The 20,168-nt window shown below is 69.9% G+C and carries 15 protein-coding genes; 7 read left to right on the forward strand and 8 right to left on the reverse strand.

Annotated features, from left to right (window positions below):
* Positions 1–239 precede the first annotated feature (239 nt).
* The 7 genes from ACFWEP_RS16210 to ACFWEP_RS16240 form a co-directional block, all read right to left on the reverse strand.
* Entirely contained in the window at positions 240–998 is a 759-nt protein-coding gene (locus ACFWEP_RS16210) for a MerR family transcriptional regulator (protein WP_387370714.1), read from the reverse strand.
* 673 nt (positions 999–1,671) lie between these two features.
* A complete protein-coding gene (locus ACFWEP_RS16215) occupies positions 1,672–2,364 on the reverse strand; it encodes an extracellular solute-binding protein (protein WP_387370686.1) in 693 nt (230 codons plus the stop codon).
* A gap of 111 nt (positions 2,365–2,475) precedes the next feature.
* On the reverse strand, positions 2,476–4,953 hold the full coding sequence (locus ACFWEP_RS16220) for a glycoside hydrolase family 3 protein (protein WP_387370688.1): 2,478 nt from the start codon (positions 4,951–4,953) through the stop codon (positions 2,476–2,478).
* A 509-nt stretch (positions 4,954–5,462) separates the two neighbouring features.
* On the reverse strand, positions 5,463–8,036 hold the full coding sequence (locus ACFWEP_RS16225; protein ID WP_387370690.1) for a family 78 glycoside hydrolase catalytic domain: 2,574 nt from the start codon (positions 8,034–8,036) through the stop codon (positions 5,463–5,465).
* Positions 8,037–8,111: 75 nt separating this feature from the next.
* A complete protein-coding gene (locus tag ACFWEP_RS16230) occupies positions 8,112–9,023 on the reverse strand; it encodes a carbohydrate ABC transporter permease (protein ID WP_387370692.1) in 912 nt (303 codons plus the stop codon).
* Positions 9,024–9,028: 5 nt separating this feature from the next.
* Positions 9,029–9,913, reverse strand: a complete 885-nt coding sequence (locus tag ACFWEP_RS16235) for a carbohydrate ABC transporter permease (protein ID WP_387370694.1) — start codon at positions 9,911–9,913, stop codon at positions 9,029–9,031.
* A gap of 121 nt (positions 9,914–10,034) precedes the next feature.
* Entirely contained in the window at positions 10,035–11,351 is a 1,317-nt protein-coding gene (locus tag ACFWEP_RS16240) for an ABC transporter substrate-binding protein (RefSeq protein ID WP_387370696.1), read from the reverse strand.
* Positions 11,352–11,644: 293 nt separating this feature from the next.
* Between ACFWEP_RS16240 and ACFWEP_RS16245 the strand changes: the two genes are divergently transcribed.
* Entirely contained in the window at positions 11,645–12,658 is a 1,014-nt protein-coding gene (locus tag ACFWEP_RS16245) for a LacI family DNA-binding transcriptional regulator (protein WP_387370698.1), read from the forward strand.
* A 120-nt stretch (positions 12,659–12,778) separates the two neighbouring features.
* Complete coding sequence (locus ACFWEP_RS16250; protein WP_387370700.1) at positions 12,779–13,774, forward strand: LacI family DNA-binding transcriptional regulator; 996 nt, start codon at positions 12,779–12,781, stop codon at positions 13,772–13,774.
* 237 nt (positions 13,775–14,011) lie between these two features.
* Here the strand turns inward: ACFWEP_RS16250 and ACFWEP_RS16255 are convergent, their stop codons facing one another.
* Positions 14,012–14,929, reverse strand: coding sequence for a LysR family transcriptional regulator (locus tag ACFWEP_RS16255; RefSeq protein WP_387370702.1), 918 nt, complete (start codon positions 14,927–14,929; stop codon positions 14,012–14,014).
* Between the two features lie 127 nt (positions 14,930–15,056).
* Here ACFWEP_RS16255 and ACFWEP_RS16260 point away from each other — a divergent pair, with 127 nt between their 5' ends.
* Genes ACFWEP_RS16260 through ACFWEP_RS16280 form a run of 5 tightly spaced genes read left to right on the forward strand, consistent with a single transcriptional unit; the run spans position 15,057 to position 20,125 of the window.
* Positions 15,057–16,058 (forward strand): fumarylacetoacetate hydrolase family protein, encoded by a 1,002-nt coding sequence (locus ACFWEP_RS16260; protein ID WP_387370704.1) that lies wholly within the window; start codon positions 15,057–15,059, stop codon positions 16,056–16,058.
* Positions 16,055–17,017, forward strand: a complete 963-nt coding sequence (locus tag ACFWEP_RS16265) for a cyclase family protein (RefSeq protein ID WP_387370706.1) — start codon at positions 16,055–16,057, stop codon at positions 17,015–17,017. The genes ACFWEP_RS16260 and ACFWEP_RS16265 overlap by 4 nt, the downstream gene beginning before the upstream one ends.
* Positions 17,018–17,041: 24 nt before the next feature.
* Complete coding sequence (locus tag ACFWEP_RS16270; RefSeq protein WP_387370708.1) at positions 17,042–18,172, forward strand: FAD-dependent oxidoreductase; 1,131 nt, start codon at positions 17,042–17,044, stop codon at positions 18,170–18,172.
* Positions 18,169–19,188 carry an amidohydrolase family protein gene (locus ACFWEP_RS16275; RefSeq protein ID WP_387370710.1) on the forward strand — a complete coding sequence of 340 codons (1,020 nt, stop codon included), beginning with the start codon at positions 18,169–18,171 and terminating at the stop codon, positions 19,186–19,188. Before ACFWEP_RS16270 ends, ACFWEP_RS16275 begins: the two co-directional genes overlap by 4 nt.
* A 4-nt stretch (positions 19,189–19,192) precedes the next feature.
* Positions 19,193–20,125, forward strand: coding sequence for a VOC family protein (locus tag ACFWEP_RS16280; protein ID WP_387370712.1), 933 nt, complete (start codon positions 19,193–19,195; stop codon positions 20,123–20,125).
* Positions 20,126–20,168 lie beyond the last annotated feature (43 nt).

Below are 20,168 nucleotides of genomic sequence, written 5' to 3' on the forward strand. Positions count from 1 at the left end.
CGGCCGTCCCCGCCCAGCCGTGGGGCGCCGCCCCCCGCGGACACCCCGGGGGCGGGGGCGCGGGGCGGGCCCCCCCCGGCCCCCCCCGGGGTGGCGGCCGGGGGGCCCGGGCCCACGGGGGCGGGGGGGGGGGCGCCGCGGGGGGGGGGTGGGTGTCGCGGGGGCGCGTCGGCGACCGACGGTGAAGCCGCGAGGTGCGGCACAGAGCCCCGCGAGCCTAGCAAGATTCAAACGAGGCCTCAGATACCGCGGACCGCATTCGCAAGAATCGCGTCCCGTACGAACAGTGCCAGGCCAGGCCTGACCGCGTCGTAATAGGACGTGAAGCGCTTGTCCGCGACGTACATCTCGCCCAGACACGTGTGTATCTCGTGCGAGCAGGTGTAGCAGTTGCGGTCGATCCAATTCCGGTGCTCCTCCGCCAGTTCCACAGCCTGCTCGGAGTCCGCCGCCGCGTCCTCGCCGAGCAGCGCGGCAAACCGCTGGCGGAGGTCGTCCGTCTCGTCGCGCAGCCGCTTCCAATCCTCCTTGGTGTGCGAGGCCGTCATGTGGGCGGACTCCCTGTAGGCGCTCGTGTGGGCCCAGCGTCGCTCGACCTCCGGCATGTACCGCTCGGGGTCGTGGTCCCCGAAGACCTCAAAACGCTCCTCGGGCGTGAGGTTGATGCCCATCTTGTTCGCCTCCATGGCATGTTCGACGGCCGTGACCATTTGTTGGAGCCGGGCGATCCGGCCGGTCAGCAGGACATGCTGCCGACGCAGGTGCTCCCGCGGCTCCGATTCCGGATCGTCCAACAGGACCGCGACCTCTCCGAGGGGAAAGCCGAGCTCCCTGTAGAACAGGATCCGTTGCAGCCGGTCGAGATCGGCTTCGCTGTACCGCCGGTGGCCCGCGCTGCTGCGGCCTCCCGGGCTGAGCAGCCGGATCTCTTCGTAGTGGTGCAGAGTTCGCACCGTGACCCCGGCGAATCCGGCGACCTGTCCCACGGAGTAGCCCACGCTCCCGCCCTCTCTTCTTCTGCACACGCCCCCACTGTCACGCCCCCACTGTGAGTCCTCACGCCGCGTGAGGTGCAAGGGGTGGCCACGTCCGTGATCACCTTGGCTGCCGACCGTGCACGTCTCGGTGAGACGTACGGCGAAGCCCTTCCAGCGGATGATGTGCGCGTGGTGGACCCCAGGGTTCTGAGAACGCCGGGGGCGCAGCCTCGGGCGGCTGCCCTCAGGAAGGCGCAGCGCACGGCCAAAGGAGCCGACGTCCCGGTCCCCGATGCCGAGGAGGACCTGTTCGTGACCGGCGCGGAGCGCGACGCCGTCTCCGCGGGCCACGATCACCGTAGAGGCGCAGCGGGCCGCGACGCCGAGGCTGACCGATCCCGGAAGGACCGCTTTGCAGGCTGCCCGCACTCCCGGGAACCCACAACGGCCGCCGACGCCGACCCCGCCGCCCTTCGCTCAACAGGGCCCCCGCCGCGTCGTCCGCGACGACTTCGGTGGACACGATCAGGTCGGGAACCGTCGCCCCACCCGCTCGGCAGCGGTTGCGACGCTGCTCACGGCGAGTACCCCGGTCCGCCGGCCGACCGGTGCCGGGCGACGGCGTCGCTCCCCCGTACCGCTCCCGCACATCGAGGCATACGCCACTCTCGGGAATCGGCGGGACAGCCCTTAGTCAGCCGCTCGGCCCCTCGCCACGAAGTTCGCCGGGCTTGTCCACGCCGGCCACGTCCGGTGACCACGATGCCCACCGCCCTGGGAGGAGAGGCCCACCGCTGACCAGCGTGGCATCGGCAACTCGGCCGGAAAAAGGGCCGGTTGGTGTCGCCCTGGAAGACCGCCGAAGATCCTCGGGATGGTCCACGGCGAACCGGCGTGCACTGAGGTCGTAGAGCCGGCCCTCTGCCTGCAGGCGCGTCACGGAGGCCGGGTTCCCGTTGCCGGGCCATACCGTGAAGACGTCGGGGCCGTCGTCCGAGGCGAGTTGGGCGGGGAGGTTCTGTTGGAGCTGGCCCGTTTCGGCATAGGTCACGGACACCTTGGCAGCCGGATCGAGCCGGCCGAAGGCCGCGACCACCGCGTCCATGGAAACGCGGTCGGTGACGTTGGCGGTGATCCGCAGGGTGTCGTTGTCCGCACCGACGTCGCCGCCGCACGCGGACAGCGCGCCGATGAGGGCGGCGACGACCGCCGCGGTACGGCGATGCACACCCGTCGTGCGGCTGGGCTTCGTGGTGTTGAGGACATGGGAATGCTCCGTGCCGTGTTCGGATCGAAGGAGGAGAAAAAGAAGGGCGAGCAGTGCGGTGGGGGCATCGGCCGGGAAAGGACACGGCGGACGGGGCGCGGGATGATACGCGTCCCGCACCCCACGGCTCGCACGCTCTCGTGGAGGTCGTGCGAAGTCCTGTTCGGTGACTGGCCACGGAGGGAGCCGGGGGCTTCCGTGCGGGGCCGGTCCGCGTCGGAGTCGGGCGGGTCAGCCGACGGTCACGCTTCGCTGTGCTCTCAGGTGCCGGGACGAGCTTGCCGTGGCAAAGGTGTACAGGCCCGGGCCAAGGGTCCAGCCGCTCGACTGCCAGACGGACAGGTCCTCCTGCGGGATGGTGAAGGTCAGCCGTCGGGAACCCGCTGCGTCAAGCGTGACCTTGCGGAAGGCGACCAGGCGGCGGGGCTCCGCTGCTGCCGCCCCCGGCAGCTCGGCGTAGATCTGGACGACTTCCGTGCCCTTGCGCGGCCCTGAATTGGTGACCGTCACGGAGAGGGTGACGTGTCTGTTCGCGCGGTCGTAGGCGACTTCCAGGGATCCGTGGGCGAAGGATGTGTAGGAGAGGCCGTGGCCGAAGGCGAAGCGTGGTTGCTGACCTGCGGCGTCGTAGTAGCGGTACCCGACGGAGATGCCTTCGTCGTAGGTGACCGTGCCGTTCGTGCCCGGGTAGGTTGCGCCGGTGGTGCCGGGTCCCTGGGTCGCGTCGGTGGGGAAGGTGACGGGAAGACGGCCGGAGGGGTCGCTGTCGCCGAAGAGGACGGCGGCGAGGGCGGTACCCATGCCTCGGCCCCCGTACCAGAGCTGTATGACGGCTTCCACCTCGTTCAGCCAGGGCGTGGCCACGGGGCCGTCGGTATTGAGGACGACGATCGTGCGCGGGTTCGCGGCTGCCACGGCGCTGACGAGCTGGTTCTGGTCGCCCGGCAGGTCGAGTTGTGCGTGGTCCATGGCCTCGCCGGCGATCCGGTTGACGAAGACGACGGCCGCGTCGGCCGCTCGTGCCGCCGTGACGGCTGTGGGGATGAGCGAGTCGGGCTGCCAGCCCAGGGTCAAGCCGCAGGTGCCGGTTTCGGCGGTGGCGTTGGAATAGGTCAGTTCGATGCTCACAGCGCGGCCCGCGATGAGCCGGGCGGTCCCTTGGAGCGGGTAGTCGAACGGTCCGAGGAAGAAGCGTCGCATCTGACGGGTGCCGGAGACCACCGTGGTCCCATTGATCTTCAGCGTGGCTGTACCGGAGGGCAGCAGGGAGAAGCGGTGGAGGCCGGTGGTGGTCGGCAGGAGGGTGCCTGTCCACTTCACTGACCAGACGGCGGGCAGATTCGGAGCGGGGGTGGTGGTGAAGTCGACCCCCGCGTCGGTCCTCGTCAGCACCGCAGTCCCGCTGGGGTCGGCGCCCGCGAAGTAGGACGCGGTGAGGCCGGGCTTGCCCGCCTTGTCGCGCAACACGGTCGTGGGGACCGTGGCCAGGGGAAGGTCGCCCTTGGTGCCCTGCGCGTGGGTGACCGTGACTGTGCTTCCGGCGCGGTCACGGATGGCCTGGAGAGGGGCCGTCCAGGTTCCGGGATCGACGTAGCTGGATCCGCCGACTCCGGTCAGGGCGTCGGTGTCGGCGGGGCCGATGACGGCCAGCGACCTCACCGAGGCGGTCAGCGGAAGGGCGGAGGAACGGTTGGCGAGCAGGACCGTGGAGGAGATCGCGGCCTCGTGGGCGAGGTCCCGGTGGGCCTGTGTGCTGACGACTGCGGCAGGAGCAGGGACGGGGCTGTCGAAGAGGCCGTTGGCGAACATCGTGACGAGGATGCGTCGTGCGGCGTCGTCGAGCCGCGCGGCCGGGATCGCCCCTCCCGTAAGGCCGCCCTCGGGAACCGTCACCGCGCCGGTGCCGAGTCCGGCGAGGTCCATGCCCGCCCGGGCGGCTGCGACCTGGTCGTCGCCGGCCCAGAAGTCCGGCACCGTGTACCCCTGGAGGCCGAGACCCGTCTTGAGATCGTTGAACAGGGCAGGGTTCTGCGTCGCGAAGACGCCGTTGACCTTCGGGTAGGCCATCATCACCGACGTGGTCGGTGCGGCGGCGACCACGTGGCGGAAAGGCGCCTCGTAGACCTCGTGCAGGGCACGGTCGGACACCTTGGTGTCAGTGAAGAACCGGTTGGTCTCCTGCGTGTAGGCGGCGAAGTGCTTCACGGTGGCGACCACCTGCCGGCTCTGCAAGCCGACCGTGGCAGCCGCGCCCAGCCGACCGGCGAGCAGGGGGTCTTCTCCCATGCCCTCGGCCTGGCGTCCGGAGTGCCAGGTACGCGTCACATCGACGGTCGGGCCCAGTACGTTGTTGTAGCCCTTGCCCCTGCCCTCGGCACCGATCGCTTCTCCGATGCGACCGACGAGGTCCTCGTCGAAGGTCGCCGCCTGAGCGACGGGGACGGGAAAGGCCGTCACCCCCTTTTCCCCTCGGAGGCCGGCGGACGCGTCGACCGTGGTCAGGGCGGGGATGCCCAGGTGGGCGACGGCCGCGAAGTCGCAGCGTACGAGGGCCTCCTTCTCTGCCGCCGTCATCCTGGCCAGCAGGGCGTCGGCCCTTTCTTGCGCGGCGGAGTCCGTCACGCCTACGGCCTGGCCGCCCATGACCGGGACCATGGCAGCGGCCAACGCGGTGAAGGTGGCGGCAGAGAGGAATTTTCTTCTGTTCACAGCGGCTCTCCGGATACCTATGGACGGCTGCTCTACATTCCGTCACGGGGAAAATGAGGGCCACTCAGGATGTCAGGAACTTGAGTGGCCCCCGGCTGGCGAGAACAGCATGGATTCATGCGTCGCACGCATGCACATGCATCTTCTTTTCCGCTTCTTTCGAGACATCCCTGCCGCGTCCCACGGCAGTAGATTTCACACATCTCGGCGCCGACTCGTGAAGCGCCTTGCCCAACAGACGGAAAGCTATTGCCTGTTCAGCTTCGGGTCAACCTTCCGACGAGACTTCTTCGGATAAGTCGCTGACCAGCGGATACGAAGTCCTTCCGGATTGAATTGGATTGAAAATTTCAATGGGAACTCGCCTTGAACCGCCCTCCATTGTTTTGCTGGATCGCAGAAATCCACGACATTGATACGGGACTCATGAACAGAGCCCGAACACACCCGGACTGCCCGGCGCAGAAGCGGTCGCGCCGGGCAGTCCAGGGTTGGGATATACGTTTCGTTCAGGCGGTCGCTCCGGCGATTGCGGCGGTTTCCAGGACGTGCTCACCCGGGTCGAGGGAAACGGGCGGGCTTCCGGGCAACTCGGCGACGGCGCGAGTTCCTTCGGGAACGGTGCAGCGGGCGGTGAGGCCGGTGTCGGTCAGTTCCCAGGAGAGGGCCGCGGTTCCGTACGGGGTCTCGTGGCGGGTGCGGGCCCAGGTGATGCCTCCTCCGGGCCGCGGCCGGAAGGAGATTTCCCGGTAGCCGGGGCCCGTGGCGGTGATGCCGCCGACGACCCGGTGCAGCCAGTCCGCGACGGCGCCGAGAGCGTAGTGGTTGAAGGAGGTCATGCCGCCCGGGTTGAGGCTGCCGTCTGGCCGCAGGCTGTCCCAGCGTTCCCAGATCGTGGTCGCGCCCTGGGTCACGGTGTACAGCCACGAGGGGCACTCGGTCTGGAGCAGCAACCGGTAGGCGACGTCCAGGTGCCCGGTGTCGGTGAGCGCGTCACAGATCAGTGGAGTTCCGACGAAGCCGGTGGCGATGCGGGCGTCGTCCCTGAGGACGAGTTCGGCGAGCCGGTCCCCCGCATTCCGACGCTGTTCGGGGGTGAGCAGGTCGAAGACGATTCCCAGGGAGTAGGCGGTGGGGCTGTCGCTCGTCATGCGGCCGGTCGGCAGGACGTACCGGTGACGGAAGGATTCCGTCACCTCGGCGGCAAGGGCGGTGTATCGGGCTGAATCCGCGGCCTTCCCCAGCTCGGCGGCGGCGCGTCCGAGCTGACGGGTGGAGTGGGCGTAGTAGGCCGTGGCGACGAGGTAGCGGTCGGTGACGCCGGCTGCCGGGTCGTCCGGTGGGGCGGCGGGGTCGAGCCAGTCGCCCAGCTGGAATCCGGTGTCCCACAGGCGCGTCGGGCCGGCCAGTCGCTCCACCAGGTCGACCCATTTCTTGGCCATGGGGTAGTGGCGCCGGAGGAGGCCGACGTCGCCGAAGCGCTGGTGGAGGGTCCAGGGGGTGAGTACGGCGGCGTCTCCCCAGGCCGCCCCGGGGTGGATCGGCGTCCACATGGGAGCGCCGGGTATGACGGGCACGTACCAGGGGACGGTGCCGTCGGGGAGTTGTTCCAGGCCGACGTCGGTGAGCCAGGAGTCGAGCATCCCGGCGCAGTCGTAGAGAAAGCTCGCGGTGGGCGCGAAGACCTGTATGTCGCCGGTCCAGCCGAGGCGTTCGTCGCGCTGAGGGCAGTCGGTGGGTATGTCGACGAAGTTGCCGCGCATGCTCCAGAGGACGTTCTCGTGCAGTCGGTTGACCAGGGGGTCGCTGCACTCGAACCAGCCGGTGCGGTGCATGTCCGTGTGGTGGACGCGCGCTTTGACCATGTCGGCGTTCAACTCGCCCGGCCAGCCGTTCACTTCGGCATGGCGGAAGCCGTGGAGGGTGAAGCGCGGCTCCCAGGTGAGCGGGCCGTCGCCGGAGAGGATCAGAGTGTCGGTGGCGTACGCCTCGCGCAGCGGCCGGGTTGCCAGTGCGCCGTTCTCCAGTACTTCGGCGTGCCGCAGGACGATGGTGGTACCGGCCGGCCCGTCGACGGTGACGCGGAGGCGGCCCACGAGGTTCTGACCGAAGTCGAGGAGGTGCCCGCCCTCGGTGGGGGTGATGGCGACCGGGGCGATCTCCTGGGTGCAGCGGACCGGTGGCCCCATCGGGGCGGCCAGCGTCGCGGGGTCGCGGCGGCCCGTCCGGACGGGGCTCCACATGTCGGAGGCGGTACGCGAGGGCGAAGGTGTGCACCACTGTGCGTCGTGGAGTCGGGCGTCGAAGATTTCTCCCTCGTAGAGGCCGCTGGTCAGGATCGGGCCGGGAGCGGCGTGCCAGGTTCCGTCCGTGGCGATGAGGGTGGCGGAGCCGTCGTCGTGCACCACTTCGAGTTGTGCGATGAGCGCTTGGTCGGTGCCGTAGATGTTGCGGGTGCCGCCGTCGAAGCCGTACTTGCCGCGGTACCAGCCGTCGCCGAGCCAGGCCCCGATGGTGTTGGCGCCCTCGGTGAGGTGGTCGGTGACGTCGTGGGTGCGGTAGCGCAGCCGGTGCGGGTAGACGGTCCAACCCGGGGCCAGTGTCTCGTCCCCGACACGGCGACCGTTGATCTCCGCCTCGTACAGGCCGTGGGCGGTGACGTACAGGCGCGCGTGGGCCACGGGGCGGTCGAGCCGGAAGTCCTTGCGGACCCGCGCCGGGCGGCGCTCGGCCTCCGGGTCCTCGTCCCATCCGGCGCCCACGGGCACCGCCTGCCAGTCGGTGGGCGCCAGCAGGCCGGCTTCGACGGTCCGCGGATCGCTCCATCCCGATGGCTCCGGGGCGTCCGGGGTCCAGACGCGGACCCGGACGAGCGCGCGTTCCCGGGAGGCCAGCGGCTCACCCGGCCAGGGCGCGAGTACGTGGGTGTCGACGTCGAGACGCCCGGTGCGACGGACGGCACCGGCGCGGTCGACCTCCAGTTCGTATGCGTGCTGTCGGCCGGATCCCGGCGGCAGCGTCCAGGTGAGCCGGGGGGCGGCGACTCCGATGCCGAGTCCGTCCGGCAGATGCTCGAAGGACACCGGGGAGGGCTGAGGGGGGAGCAAAGGGAGGACCTTTCTTGCACGTGCGGGAGCGAGCGTGGTGACGGGCGGGGGTCAGCCCTTGACCGCTCCCGAGGTGAGGCCCTTCATGACCTTCTGGTTGAGGAAGAGGTAGATCAGGAGGGTGCCGAAGACGTTGATGCAGATGGCGGCGAAGAGGGGGCCGTACTGGGTGGCGCCGAAGTCGCCGGTGAAGTTGAGCAGCCCGACCTGGATGGTGCGCAGGTCTTGGTCGTTGGTAAAGGTGAGGGCGATGAGCAGGTCGTTCCAGATGAAGAAGAACTGCACCAGGCCGACGGTGAGCAGGGCGTTGCGGACCAGGGGGACGCTGATGGTCCAGAAGGCGCGCAGGATGCCGGCACCGTCGACGGTGGCCGCCTCGAACAGCTCGCGCGGGACCGTGCGGTAGTAGGTGGCCATCATGAAGACGGTCAGCGGAAGGCCGGTGCCGGTGTAGGTGAGGATCAGCGGCCACAGCGTGCCGGACAGGCCGGTCTGGAAGTACACGGTGAACAGGGGCAGCAGGATCATCTGCGGAGGGATCATCATGCCCGCGAGGAAGACGAGGAGGGTGAGGCTGCGACCCTTCCAGACCATGATCTGGAGGGCGAAGCCGGCGGCGGTGCCCAGCAGCAGCATCAGGGCGAGGGCGGGGACGACGGCGAGCAGGCTGTTCTGGACGTACAGGCCGATGTGGCCGGTGTTCCACGCCTCGCCGTAGTTGCCCCACTCCCAGGAAGTGGGCAGGCTCCAGGTGGAGTTGTTCAGGTAGTCGTCGTTGGACTTCAGCGAGGTGAGGAACATCCATATCAGCGGGTAGACCTCGACGACCAGCAGAAGTGCGACGACGGTCTTGACCCACAGGCGACTCCCCCGGCGCCCGGCCCGGGGCCGTCGAGCCCGGTCGGGGGTGCGGGCGGACGTTCTCGCGGGGGTCGTCTTCGGGTGTGTGTCGATGGTGGCCATGGGTCTCAGCCCTCCGTGAGGTCGCGCCGCGAGACGCGGTAGACGACCAGGCTCACCAGCAGGCTCACGACGGTCAGCAGCAGGGCGATGGTGCTGCCGTAGCCGTAGTCGCTGTAGGTGAACGACGTCTGGAACATGTACAGGGTCAGTGGGGTGGTGCCGTTGCCCGGGCCGCCGTTGGTGAGGGCGACGATCGAGTCGAAGGCTTTGAGCGTTCCGTTGATGCTGAAGATCAGCGAGGACATCAGGACGGGCAGGGACAGCGGCAGCACGATGTGGCGTACGAGCCTGAGTCCGGTCGCCCCGTCGAGGCGGGCCGATTCCAGGACTTCGTCGGGGATGTCGACCAGGCCGGCGAAGAGCAGCACGGCGTAGAAGCCCATGGACCGCCAGATGTCCATGGCGACCAGGACCCAGAAGGCGCTGCCCGAGCTGCCGAAGAAGTCGATCGAGTCGATGCCGACCGCGTTGAGCAGCGAGTTGACCGGGCCGGTCTGCGGGGCGACCTGGAAGAACTTCTGGAACAGCAGGCCGACGGCGACGGTGGGCAGGACGACGGGGAAGAAGACCAGGGTGCGAACGAGCGCCGAGGCCCGCCTGAGGAAGAACACGTAGAGCAGGGCCAGGAGATAGCCGGCGACGACCTGACCGGCCGTGACGGTCACGGCGTATTTCAAGGTGAACCAGAGCGCGTCCCGGACCGCCGGATCGTCGAAGAGGCGCGAGAAGTTGGCGACACCGTTGCCGGTGAAGCCGTCGATGGTGTTGCCCTTGGTGAAGGAATAGCCGAGCGACCACACCATGGGGACGAGCATGATCAGCGAGTAGACGAGGAGGGCGGGACCGAGCAGGAGCGCGATCGCCCTGCGGTCACCGAGTACGCGGTGCATGGATGGTGTCCGTCTCGTTTCCGTTGGCGGGGCCTGCGGCGGCGCGGGGCGGCTGGGCCGTCGGGCCCGGGGCGGCTCGCGCACGATCGTGCGAGAAGGCGGGCGGGCCGCCCCGGGGAGGTCACTGGGCGGCGAGTGCGTCCTGGACGGTCTGCATGAACTGCTGGGGGCTCATGCTCCCCGAGACCAGGCTCGCGGCGTTGGTCTGGCTGATGGTGGTGGCCTTGGTGCTGAACAGGGCCTCGAACCACAGCACGTTCTGCCGGGAGGAGCTGACGGTGTCGCGGACCTGGGTGGTGACCGCGTTGGCGTCCTTCACCTCGGTGTTCACCTTGAAGCCGGTGATGGTCCCGTGGTCCTTCAGTGCCGTGGCGCCGTAGTTCTCGGTGATGCAGGAGACCCAGGCGCCGGTCTTCTTGTCGAAGGACTTCGCGGCCAGGGTGATGCCGAGGCCGACGTTGGACGGGTACTGGTCGACCGAGCCCTTGCCTCCGGCGACGGCCGGGAAGGGCATGAAGCCGACGTTCGCGGCGCCGACCTTGTTCTGTTCGGGGTCGGAGATGTTCGCCAGCGCCCAGCTGCCCATGTAGAACATGGCCGCCTTGCCGCTGAGGAACTGGTTCATCGCGGTGTCGTAGTCGATGGAGCCGACACCCTTGCCGAAGTACCCCTTCTTCCCGAGCGCGGCGACCTCGTCGGCGGCCTTCACGTACTCCGGATCGGTCAGTTTCGCCTGACCGTCCGCGACCCTTCGCAGCGCGTCGGGGCCGAGGCTGCGGAAGAGGTAGTCGCTGATCAGGCGGGTCAGCGGCCATCCCTGCTGGCCGGAGGCGGAGAAGGGCTGGACGTCCTTGGACTTCAGCTTCGCGGCCGCGGACACCAGTTCGTCCCACGTGCCGGGCACTGCCAGGCCGTTGTCGGCGAAGATCTTCTTGTTGTAGAAGATCCCCTCGATGTTGTACTCGTAGGGCAGTACCTCCAGCTTCCCGCCGTACAGGGCCTTGATCGTCGAGACGGCGGCGGGCTCCAGCTGGTCCAGGACGCCGAGCTCCTCGAGTTTCGGCTCCAGGTCGGCGACCTTGCCGGACTTCGCGAGCTGCTGGGTGAGGGCGGGGGCGTTGCCGGCGGCGAACTGCACGGGCAGTGCGTTCTGGCCGGCCAGGAGCTGGAGCTTCTGGTCGAGGCTCGCCTGCGGGACGGTTTCCACCTTGAGCGGCAGTGCGTCGTTCGCCGGCTTGCACGCGCCCTTCGACAGCGTGGTGAGAGCGGTCTTCACGGTGGTGTTCTCGGTGACGCTGAGGTAGTCGAAGTTGTCGGGTGCGGCGGAGGGGCCACCGCCGCTGCCGCCGCAGGCTGTGGCGAACAGTGCCAGCGAGGCGGTACCGGCGATGAACAGACTCAGTCGCGTGCGACGGCCACGGGGCATGCGCAGGGACACGGGGAACTCCCAGGGTCATGGAGGAGGACGGAGCAGGACGCAGTGGTGCGAGAGCGCCAGGGCGGGGCAGGGCCCGGCAGCACGGGAGAACTTTGTAAAACGTTCTCCACGTCGAGTGGGCAAAACCTTGCACTCCACATCAGGACCCGTCAAGACACATCCCGGTAACAGCATGGTTTTATAGAGCGACTTGACAGTTCCTCGGGGCTACCGTGTAGACCGTTGCACGACACGCATCACAGAGCAGGGGTGGATCGATGGATCGGGCCGGCGCAGCCAGGCAGAACAGACGCGTGACGATCACCGATGTGGCCCGGCACGCCGGCGTCTCCACCGCGGCCGTCTCCAAAGTGCTGCGCAACGCCTACGGCGTGAGCGAGAGCATGCGGGAGAAGGTCACGGCGGCCATCACCGAGCTCGACTACCGGCCGCACGCGGCGGCCCGCGGCATGCGCGGACGGACCTACACGATCGGCGTGCTGCTCGACAACGTGCGCAACGCCTTCTTCGCGGACATCCTCGACGGCATCCGGGACGAACTGCGTCAGACCGAGTACACCGTGCTGATCGGCGCGGCCGGATTCGACCCGGAGGACCAGGCGAAGACCATCCGCTCCATGGTCGACCGTCAGATGGACGGGCTGGTCCTCATCGCCCCCGGGACCGCACGGGCCGAAGTCCTGGCCACGGCTGCGACGACTCCGACCGCGGTCATCGGCCACCACGACACGGACGACACCTACGACTCCGTCGTGGACGCCGACGACACCGGCGCCGGCCTGGTCGTCGACCATCTCGCCGCCCTCGGACATCGCGACATCGCCCTGGTCTCCGCCGCGGGCACGAAGGCCAACCAGTGGAAGCGCACACCCGAAGTCGTGCTGCGGGACGGCTATCTGAAGGCCATGGAACGGCACGGCCTGACCGGACACGCCCGCGTCCACCACACCGCCTACTCCGACGAGGGCGGATTCAAGGCGGGGATGACCCTGTTGACCGCGGCGAACCGGCCGACCGCCGTCATGGCGGGTGCCGACGTCGCCGCCCTGGGCATCTTCCGCGCCGCCCACGAACTGGGCCTGCGCATCCCCGAAGACCTCTCGCTCGTCGGTTACAACAACACCGCACTCGCGGCCCTCGCCCCCGTCCAGTTGACCAGCGTCGACCAGGCCGGTTACACCATGGGCTCCACCGCCGCCCGCATGCTCGTCGAACGGGTGGAGGGCCGGAGGGACCGGGCCATGCGGACCACCATGACCCCCCGGCTGGTAGTGCGCGCCACCACCGCCGCGCCACGGAGCCGGTAGGCCGTGCACCGGCCGACCGCCGCCACACCTGCGGCACCCTCTGCTCTCCGCCCACCGGGCCCCGAGGTACGGGGCGCGGGGCGGGACAGCAGAGCACGCCCGCGGGTCGGCATCAAGGACGTGGCCAGGGAGGCCGGTGTCTCGCTCGGCACCGTCTCGAACGTCCTCAACCGGCCAGAGATGGTGGCCGAGGCCACCCGTACACGCGTCCTGGAGGTGATCGACACGCTGGGCTACGTCCGTGCCGAGGGCGCGCGGCAACTGCGGGGATGGGCTTCCCGGGTGATCGCCCTGATGGTCCTCGACATCGTCAACCCGTTCTTCACCGCGCTCGCCGCCGGCGTGGAGCAGGCCGCACGTGAAGCGGACCTGGGCGTCATGGTCTGCACCGGCGCCCACGATCCGGCGGAAGCGGCACGCTACTTGTCGCTGATCACCTCGCACCAGGTCCGCGGCGCGGTGATCACCGCGGGCGAGGGCACCGACCGCACGGTCGCGGCATTCCGCCGCAACGCGGTCCCCTTCGTCGTCGCCGACCGGAGCGCACCCTGGACCGAGGCCTGCTCGGTCGGCATCGACGACGTCGCCGGAGGCCACGCCGCGGCCCGCCATCTGATCGCCCGGGGCCACCGGGCCCTCGTCTACGTCGGCGGTCCCGAGCCCCTTCCGCAGGTACGGGACCGGCGTCGAGGCGCGCTGCGCGCCCTCGGCCCGGCCGGCCTGCCGGCCACCGCCCTGCTCGAACTCCCCTGCCCCGCACTCACCGTGGAAGCCGGAAAAGACGCCGGACACCGCATCCTCGGCCTTCCGCAGCGACCGACGGCCGTCTTCTGCGCCAACGACCTGCTGGCTCTCGGCGTTCTGCAAGCGCTGTACGAGGCCGGGCTGAAGGTCCCCGAGGACATCGCCGTGGTGGGCTACGACGACATCGAGTTCGCCGCCTCCGCCGTCGTACCCCTCACTTCCGTACGCCGGCCTGCCGTCGCGATGGGCCGGCGGGCCGGCCGCCTCCTCATCGAGGACACGGCCGACGGTCTCGCTCATGAACACGCGCACATCGTCCTTCAGCCGGAACTCGTCGTGCGCCGGTCGACCATGGCGGCACCGGCTCGCTGATCACCCCGGGTCGCAACCGGAACGTGTAAGGACCACAGCCGGCTGCGGCGGGGGCGCGGGTACGCGGTTGCGCACGACCTGGATCGATGATGCCTCCGGGACGCCCCGCTGCCCACCGGTGGCACGATTCATGTATCGGATGCCCTTCATCCATTCGACGGATGGCAGGCTCCTCGCGAACCGCGAACCGCGAACCGCGAACCGCGAACCGCGAACCGGCCTCGATCCGCGCCCTGCTCACTCCCGCGCCTCCTCGGCCATCCGGCTGCCGACCCGGGCGGCCGTCTCCCGCAGCCAGATGTGGGCCGCATCGTGGGTGTGCACGGGGTGCCACCACATCGCCTCCCTGAGGGGGACGGCCTCGTAGGGCGGTTCGACCACGCGTACGGCGGCCAGCGGCGCGAGGAGCCGGGCGAGGCGGGCCTGGATCAGGGCGATGCGCCGGGTTCCGCCGACCAGCAGCGGGATGGTCTGGAAGCTGTCGACGGACACCTCGACGCGGGGTTCGACACCCAGCATGCCCAGTTGGCGGACGGCCGGGGCGTCGTAGGTGCGCTGGTAGGTGACCCACGGCAGCCGGGCCAGGTCCTCCCGGGTCAGCCGGCCGTCGACGCTCGGGTGGTCCTCGGCGACGAGGAACACCCAGCGGTCCTGATAGAGGTCGGTGGCCGGGAAGTCGCTGATCACCCCGTGCGGCATGAGCAGGCCGTCAGTGGTGCTGAGCAGCGTCTCGGTGGCGTCCACCACGGTGGTCGGCGTCTGGGCGAAGCGCAGCCGGATGCCGGGGGCCTCCTGGTGCACGACCCGGGCGAGCTCGGCGCCGAAGACGGCCACCGCGTAGTCGGACGCCACCAGCTTGAACTCGCGGGTCTCCTTGGCCGGATCGAAGTGCGCCTGACTCGCGAAGAGGCGTTCCAGCAGGTCGTAGGCGGTGGATGCCCGGTCGAGAAGGACCTGGCCCAGGGCGGTGAGTTCGTAGTGGCCGCCGACGCGGGCGAGCAGGTCGTCGTCGAAGTGCCGGCGCAGGCGTGAGAGCGCGGCGCTCATGGCGGGCTGGCTGAGGCCGACGCGCTCCCCGGCCCGGGTGACGTTGCGCTCCTCCAGCAGGGCGCGCAGGGCGACGACGAGATTGAGGTCGAGGCGACTGAGATTCATGGCGGTTTTCCTCGCTGTCCGGCGACGACCTGCGGCAATTTGTCAGACGGATGCCGACCATCCACAGAATCGATTTCCGTGATCACTGGTGGCGGGTCCAGATTAGTGCCACCGCAATCAGGAGGACATGTTCGTGAAACCTGAAGCCTCGTCCGCCCTCTTCGCCGGGCCCTTCGCCCTGGCCACACTCTCCGCCCCCGAGGGGGCGCCCTTCCCCGCTCTCGTCACACCCGACGCGCAGGCGATCGACCTGCGGTCCGCCCTGAGCAACGCCGAGTTGACCGTGCGGGCCGTCCTGGAGGACTGGGACGCGGTGCAGCCGCAGCTCGCCGCGCTGGCCTCCGACGACGGTCCGCACCGCCGGGCGCTGGCGGAATTCCGGGTACACGCGCCGGTCGAGCCGCGCCAGGTCTTCCAGTCCGGGGCAAACTACCGCCAACACGTGATCGATCTGCACGTCGCCCACCGGGCGCCGGGCGACGAGCGGCCGGAGGCGGAACGGCGCGCCGAGGCGGCGGAGATCATGGACCGGCGGGCAGCCGAGGATCTGCCGTACGTCTTCATCGGTCTGCCGAGCGCGATCACCGGACCGTACGACGACGTCGTACTGCCGGCTTGGGCCGAGAAGCCCGACTGGGAGCTGGAGCTGACCGCGGTGATCGGCCGCCCCGCCTACCGGGTGTCCGTGGAGGAGGCCCTGGACCACGTTGCCGGGTACACCATCGCCAACGACCTGACCGACCGGGCGACCGTATTCCGCCGGGACATGCCACAGATAGGCACGGACTGGCTGCGCAGCAAGAACGCCCCCGGCTTCACCCCGCTCGGCCCCTGGATCGTCCCCGCCACCTCGGTCGCCGACACCGACGACCTGCGCCTGGTCCTGAAGCTCAACGGCGAGACCATGCAGGACGAGTCCACCAAGGACATGATCTTCGACGTCGCGCGCATGGTGTCCTACGCCTCCCGGTCGGCCCGCCTCCTGCCGGGCGACCTGGTGCTCACCGGCTCCCCCGCCGGCAACGGCATGCACTGGGGCCGGCTGCTGCGTGACGGCGACGTCATGGACGGCTCCATCACCGGACTGGGTACTCAGCGCACCCGTTGTGTGGCGGAGGAAGCCCGGTGACCCCCGACCGCACCGACCCCGAGGGCTCGATCGCGCGGGCCGCGAAAGCGTGCTCCAACTGGAACCGCTGGGGCGAGGACGACGTACTGGGCACCCTCAACTTCCTCGACGAAGCGAAGCGCCGCGAGGGCGCGGCGCTGGTCCGGCGGGGCGTCAGCTTCTCCCTTTCCCAGCGCTTCGACATCGACGGCCCGCAGAAGGGCTGGCGCCGGCGCACCAACCCGGTCCACACCATGCTGGACACCGGCACCGACGCGGCCCTCGGCAATCAGGGCCTGCCGCACGGCATCGGCGGTGCCGACGACGTGATCGCGATGCCGCTTCAGTGCTCCACGCAATGGGACGGACTGGGGCACATCTTCGACCACGGCAAGGCGTGGAACGGACGCCCGGCCGAGCAGGTCGTCACCTCCGACGGTGACCTGGTCACCGGCATCGAGCACATGGCCCCCTACGTCGCCGGGCGCGGGGTGCTCCTCGACGTCGGCCGGGTCGTCGGCAAGGACGGTGAGCTGCCCGACGGATTCGCGATCACCGAGGAGCACCTGGCGGCAACGGCCCGGGCGCACGGCGTGACCGTGGAACGCGGAGACATCGTGCTGGTACGCACCGGGCAGCTGAGCCGGGTACGCCGCGACGGCTGGGGCGAGTACGCCGGAGGGCCCGCCCCCGGCCTGTCGTTCACCACGGCCGGCTGGCTGCACCGCACCGAGATCGCCGCGATCGCCACCGACACCTGGGGCTTCGAGGTCCGTCCGAACGAGTTCGAGCACGCCTTCCAGCCGCTGCACCAGGTCGCCATCCCGAACATGGGCCTGCTCATCGGCGAGATGTGGGACCTCGACGCTCTCGCCGAGGACTGTGCGGGCGACGGCGCGTACGCCTTCTGGCTCACCGCGGCGCCCCTGCCCATCACCGGCGCGGTCGGCTCGCCGGTCAACCCGATAGCCGTCAAGTAGCACCGAGGAACGAAGGAGTTCCCCATGACCCCATCCCGCACGGTCCTCGTGATCGGCGGCGGCGCGGCCGGCAACGCCGTGACGATCCTGCTGCGCCGCGCCGGGTACGCCGTGGACCTCGTCGAGGCCAGGGCCGACTGGAACGCGACCGCCGGCTCCGGCATCACCCTCCAGGGCAACGCCCTGCGCGTCCTGCACGAACTGGGCGTCTGGAAGCAGGTGGAGGCGTCCGGTTTCGGCTTCGGCTCGGTCGGCATCACCGCACCCGACGGCACGGTCCTGCACACCCAGGACGACCTGCGCACCGGCGGCGACGACCTGCCCGCAACCGTCGGCATGCAGCGCCCCCGGCTCCAGCGGATCCTCATCGACGCGGTGCGCGCCAGTGGTGCGACCGTCCGTCTCGGCACCACCGCCGAACTCCTGGGCCAGGACGCGCACGGCGTCTCGGTACGGCTCTCCGACGGCTCCGAGCACTGCTACGACCTCGTGATCGCCGCCGACGGCCTCGGTTCCGCCACCCGCGCCGCCATCGGCATCCCCGCCCGGCCGGAGCCCACCGGGATGGCCATCTGGCGCGTCGCCGCCCCGCGCCCGGCCGGCGTCACCCGTACCGACCTCGCCTACGGCGGGCCGGCCTACATCGCCGGCTACTGCCCCACCAGCGACACGACGCTGTACGCGTACGTGGTGGAGGCCAACCGCGACCGCGCCGGGATACCGCCCGAGTCGTACGCGGACGAGATGCGCCGCCTGACCCGGCACTACGGCGGGTTCTGGCCGGAGATCACCGAGCACGTCACGGATCCGGCGAAGGTCAACTACACCTGGTTCGACCGCATGCTGGTCGAGGGCTCCTGGCACCGCGGCCGGGTCGTCCTGGTCGGCGACGCCGCGCACTGCTGCCCGCCCACCCTCGCCCAGGGCGCCGCGCTCTCGCTGGAGGACGCGTGGGTGCTCGCCCAGATACTGACCGGGGCCGACGACTGGGACGACGCGTTGTTCCAGGCGTACTACGAGCGGCGGATCGTCCGCGTACGCCCCGTGGTCGAGGCGTCCGTCCGCATCGGGCAGTGGCAGCTCGACGGTGTGCACGACGCCGACGTGCCCGGTCTGATGGCCCGCACCATGACCATGCTCCGGGAACTGCCGTGACCGCGCCGCAGGTTCAGCAGGCAGCCCCCACGGTCGACGTACACGCCCACGTCCTGCTGCCGGAGATCGAGGCACTGGTGGAGGGGCGGCCGGGGCTGGCCGGGGCACGGGCGCTGGACGCCCGCCGCAACGGCCCCGCGGCCCTCGCCGTCAGCGGTCCCATGGTCCGCGAGCGCTTGACCCGCCTGACCGACGTCACCGTGCGGCTGGCGGCGATGGACGCGCAGGGTGTCGACGTCCAGTTGGTCAGCCCCTCCCCCTCGCACTACCACTACTGGGCGGACGAGGAGATGGCCGAGGAGGTCTACCGGCTGGCCAACGAAGCCACGGCGAAGCACTGTTCGGCCGCGCCGGACCGGTTGCGCGGTCTGGGCCTCGTACCGCTTCAGCACCCGGAGCGCACCGTCGACGCCCTCGACCACGCTCTCGCGCAGGGCCTGCTCGGCGTCGAGATCTCCAGCCACGCGCCCGGCCGCGAACTCTCCGACCCGGCCTACGAAGCCTTCTGGACCCGGGCCGAGGAGACGGGCGCGATCCTCTTCCTGCACCCCTTCGGCTGCACCCTCGACGAGCGCCTCGACCAGTGGTACCTCTCCAACACGGTCGGCCAGCCCACCGAGAACGCCGTCGCACTCTCGCACCTGATCTTCTCCGGGGTACTCGACCGGCACCCCGGGCTGAAGCTGGTCGCGGCCCACGGCGGCGGCTACCTGCCCACCCACATCGGCCGCTCCGACCACGCCTGGTCCGCCCGGTCCGACGCGGGAGCCGGCTGCGCCCACCCGCCCAGCAATTATCTGAGGCGGCTGTACTTCGACTCCCTCGTCCACGACCCCCGTGTGCTGCGGGAACTGGTCCGCGTCGCCGGGGCCGACCGGGTCCTGCTGGGCTCCGACTTCCCCTTCGACATGGGATCCCAGGACCCGGTGGGCGCCCTGCGCGCCGCCGCCCTGCCCGAGGCCGACTTCCACGCGATCCGCGGCCGCAACGCGGCCTCCCTCCTCCGGACGGACTGACACCATGCGCCTGCTCACCCACCTGAGGCACGTCGACCTCGCCGTGCCCGACTACGACAAGCAGCTCGACTTCTACGCGGGCGTCTGGGGACTGACCAAGGTCGCCGAGGATTCCGGCATCTCCTTCCTGGCCGCCGAGGGCTCCCCCGAGCAGTACGTCGTGCGGCTGCGCGAGGCCGACGAGAAGCGACTCGACCTCGTCTCCTACGGCGCCGCGTCCGCAGCCGACGTGGACACCCTGGCGGAGCGACTCATCGCCGGAGACGTGCAGTTGATCTCCCGTCCGGGCAAGGTCGACACCCCGGGCGGCGGATACGGCTTCCGCTTCTTCGACGTCGACGGCCGCACCATCGAGGTGTCCGCCGACGTCGCGGTGCGGCGCCACCGGAAGATCGAGGAGAAGGAGGCCATCCCGGTCAAGCTCTCGCACGTCGTGCTCAACTCGCCGGACCTGAACCGCACCCGCGCGTGGTACGAGCGCCACCTCGGCTTCGCCCTCTCCGACACCCTCAGCTCCCCGCACATGGGCGAGGTCATGCACTTCATGCGGATCAGCAACCAGCACCACTCCATGGCCATCGCCCAGGGCCCGCACACCGCGCTGCACCACGTCTCCTTCGAGATGCGCGGCATCGACGAGTACATGCGCGGCTCCGGCCGCGTCATGCGAGCCGGTTTCAAGAAGGTCTGGGGCCCCGGACGGCACATGGCCGGCGACAACACCTTCACCTACTTCCTCGACCCACACGGCAACACCGTCGAGTACACCACCGAGCTGGAGAACCTCGACGAGGACACCTGGCACCCGCACGTGTACGACTTCTCCCGGCCCGAGGTCACCGACCAGTGGGGCACCGCCAACGCCATGAACGAGATCGTCGCCAAGGAGTCTTTCAACGACCCCGACCGCGGCGTCTTCGTCGCTCCCCCGGTCTGATCCCTTCCGCCTCGGGGGCGGGCCGCGGGCCACGGCCCACGCC

Origin of the sequence: Streptomyces sp. NPDC060198 (genome assembly GCF_042728415.1) — a bacterium.
In the GTDB taxonomy this organism is placed as follows: Bacteria; Actinomycetota; Actinomycetes; order Streptomycetales; family Streptomycetaceae; genus Streptomyces.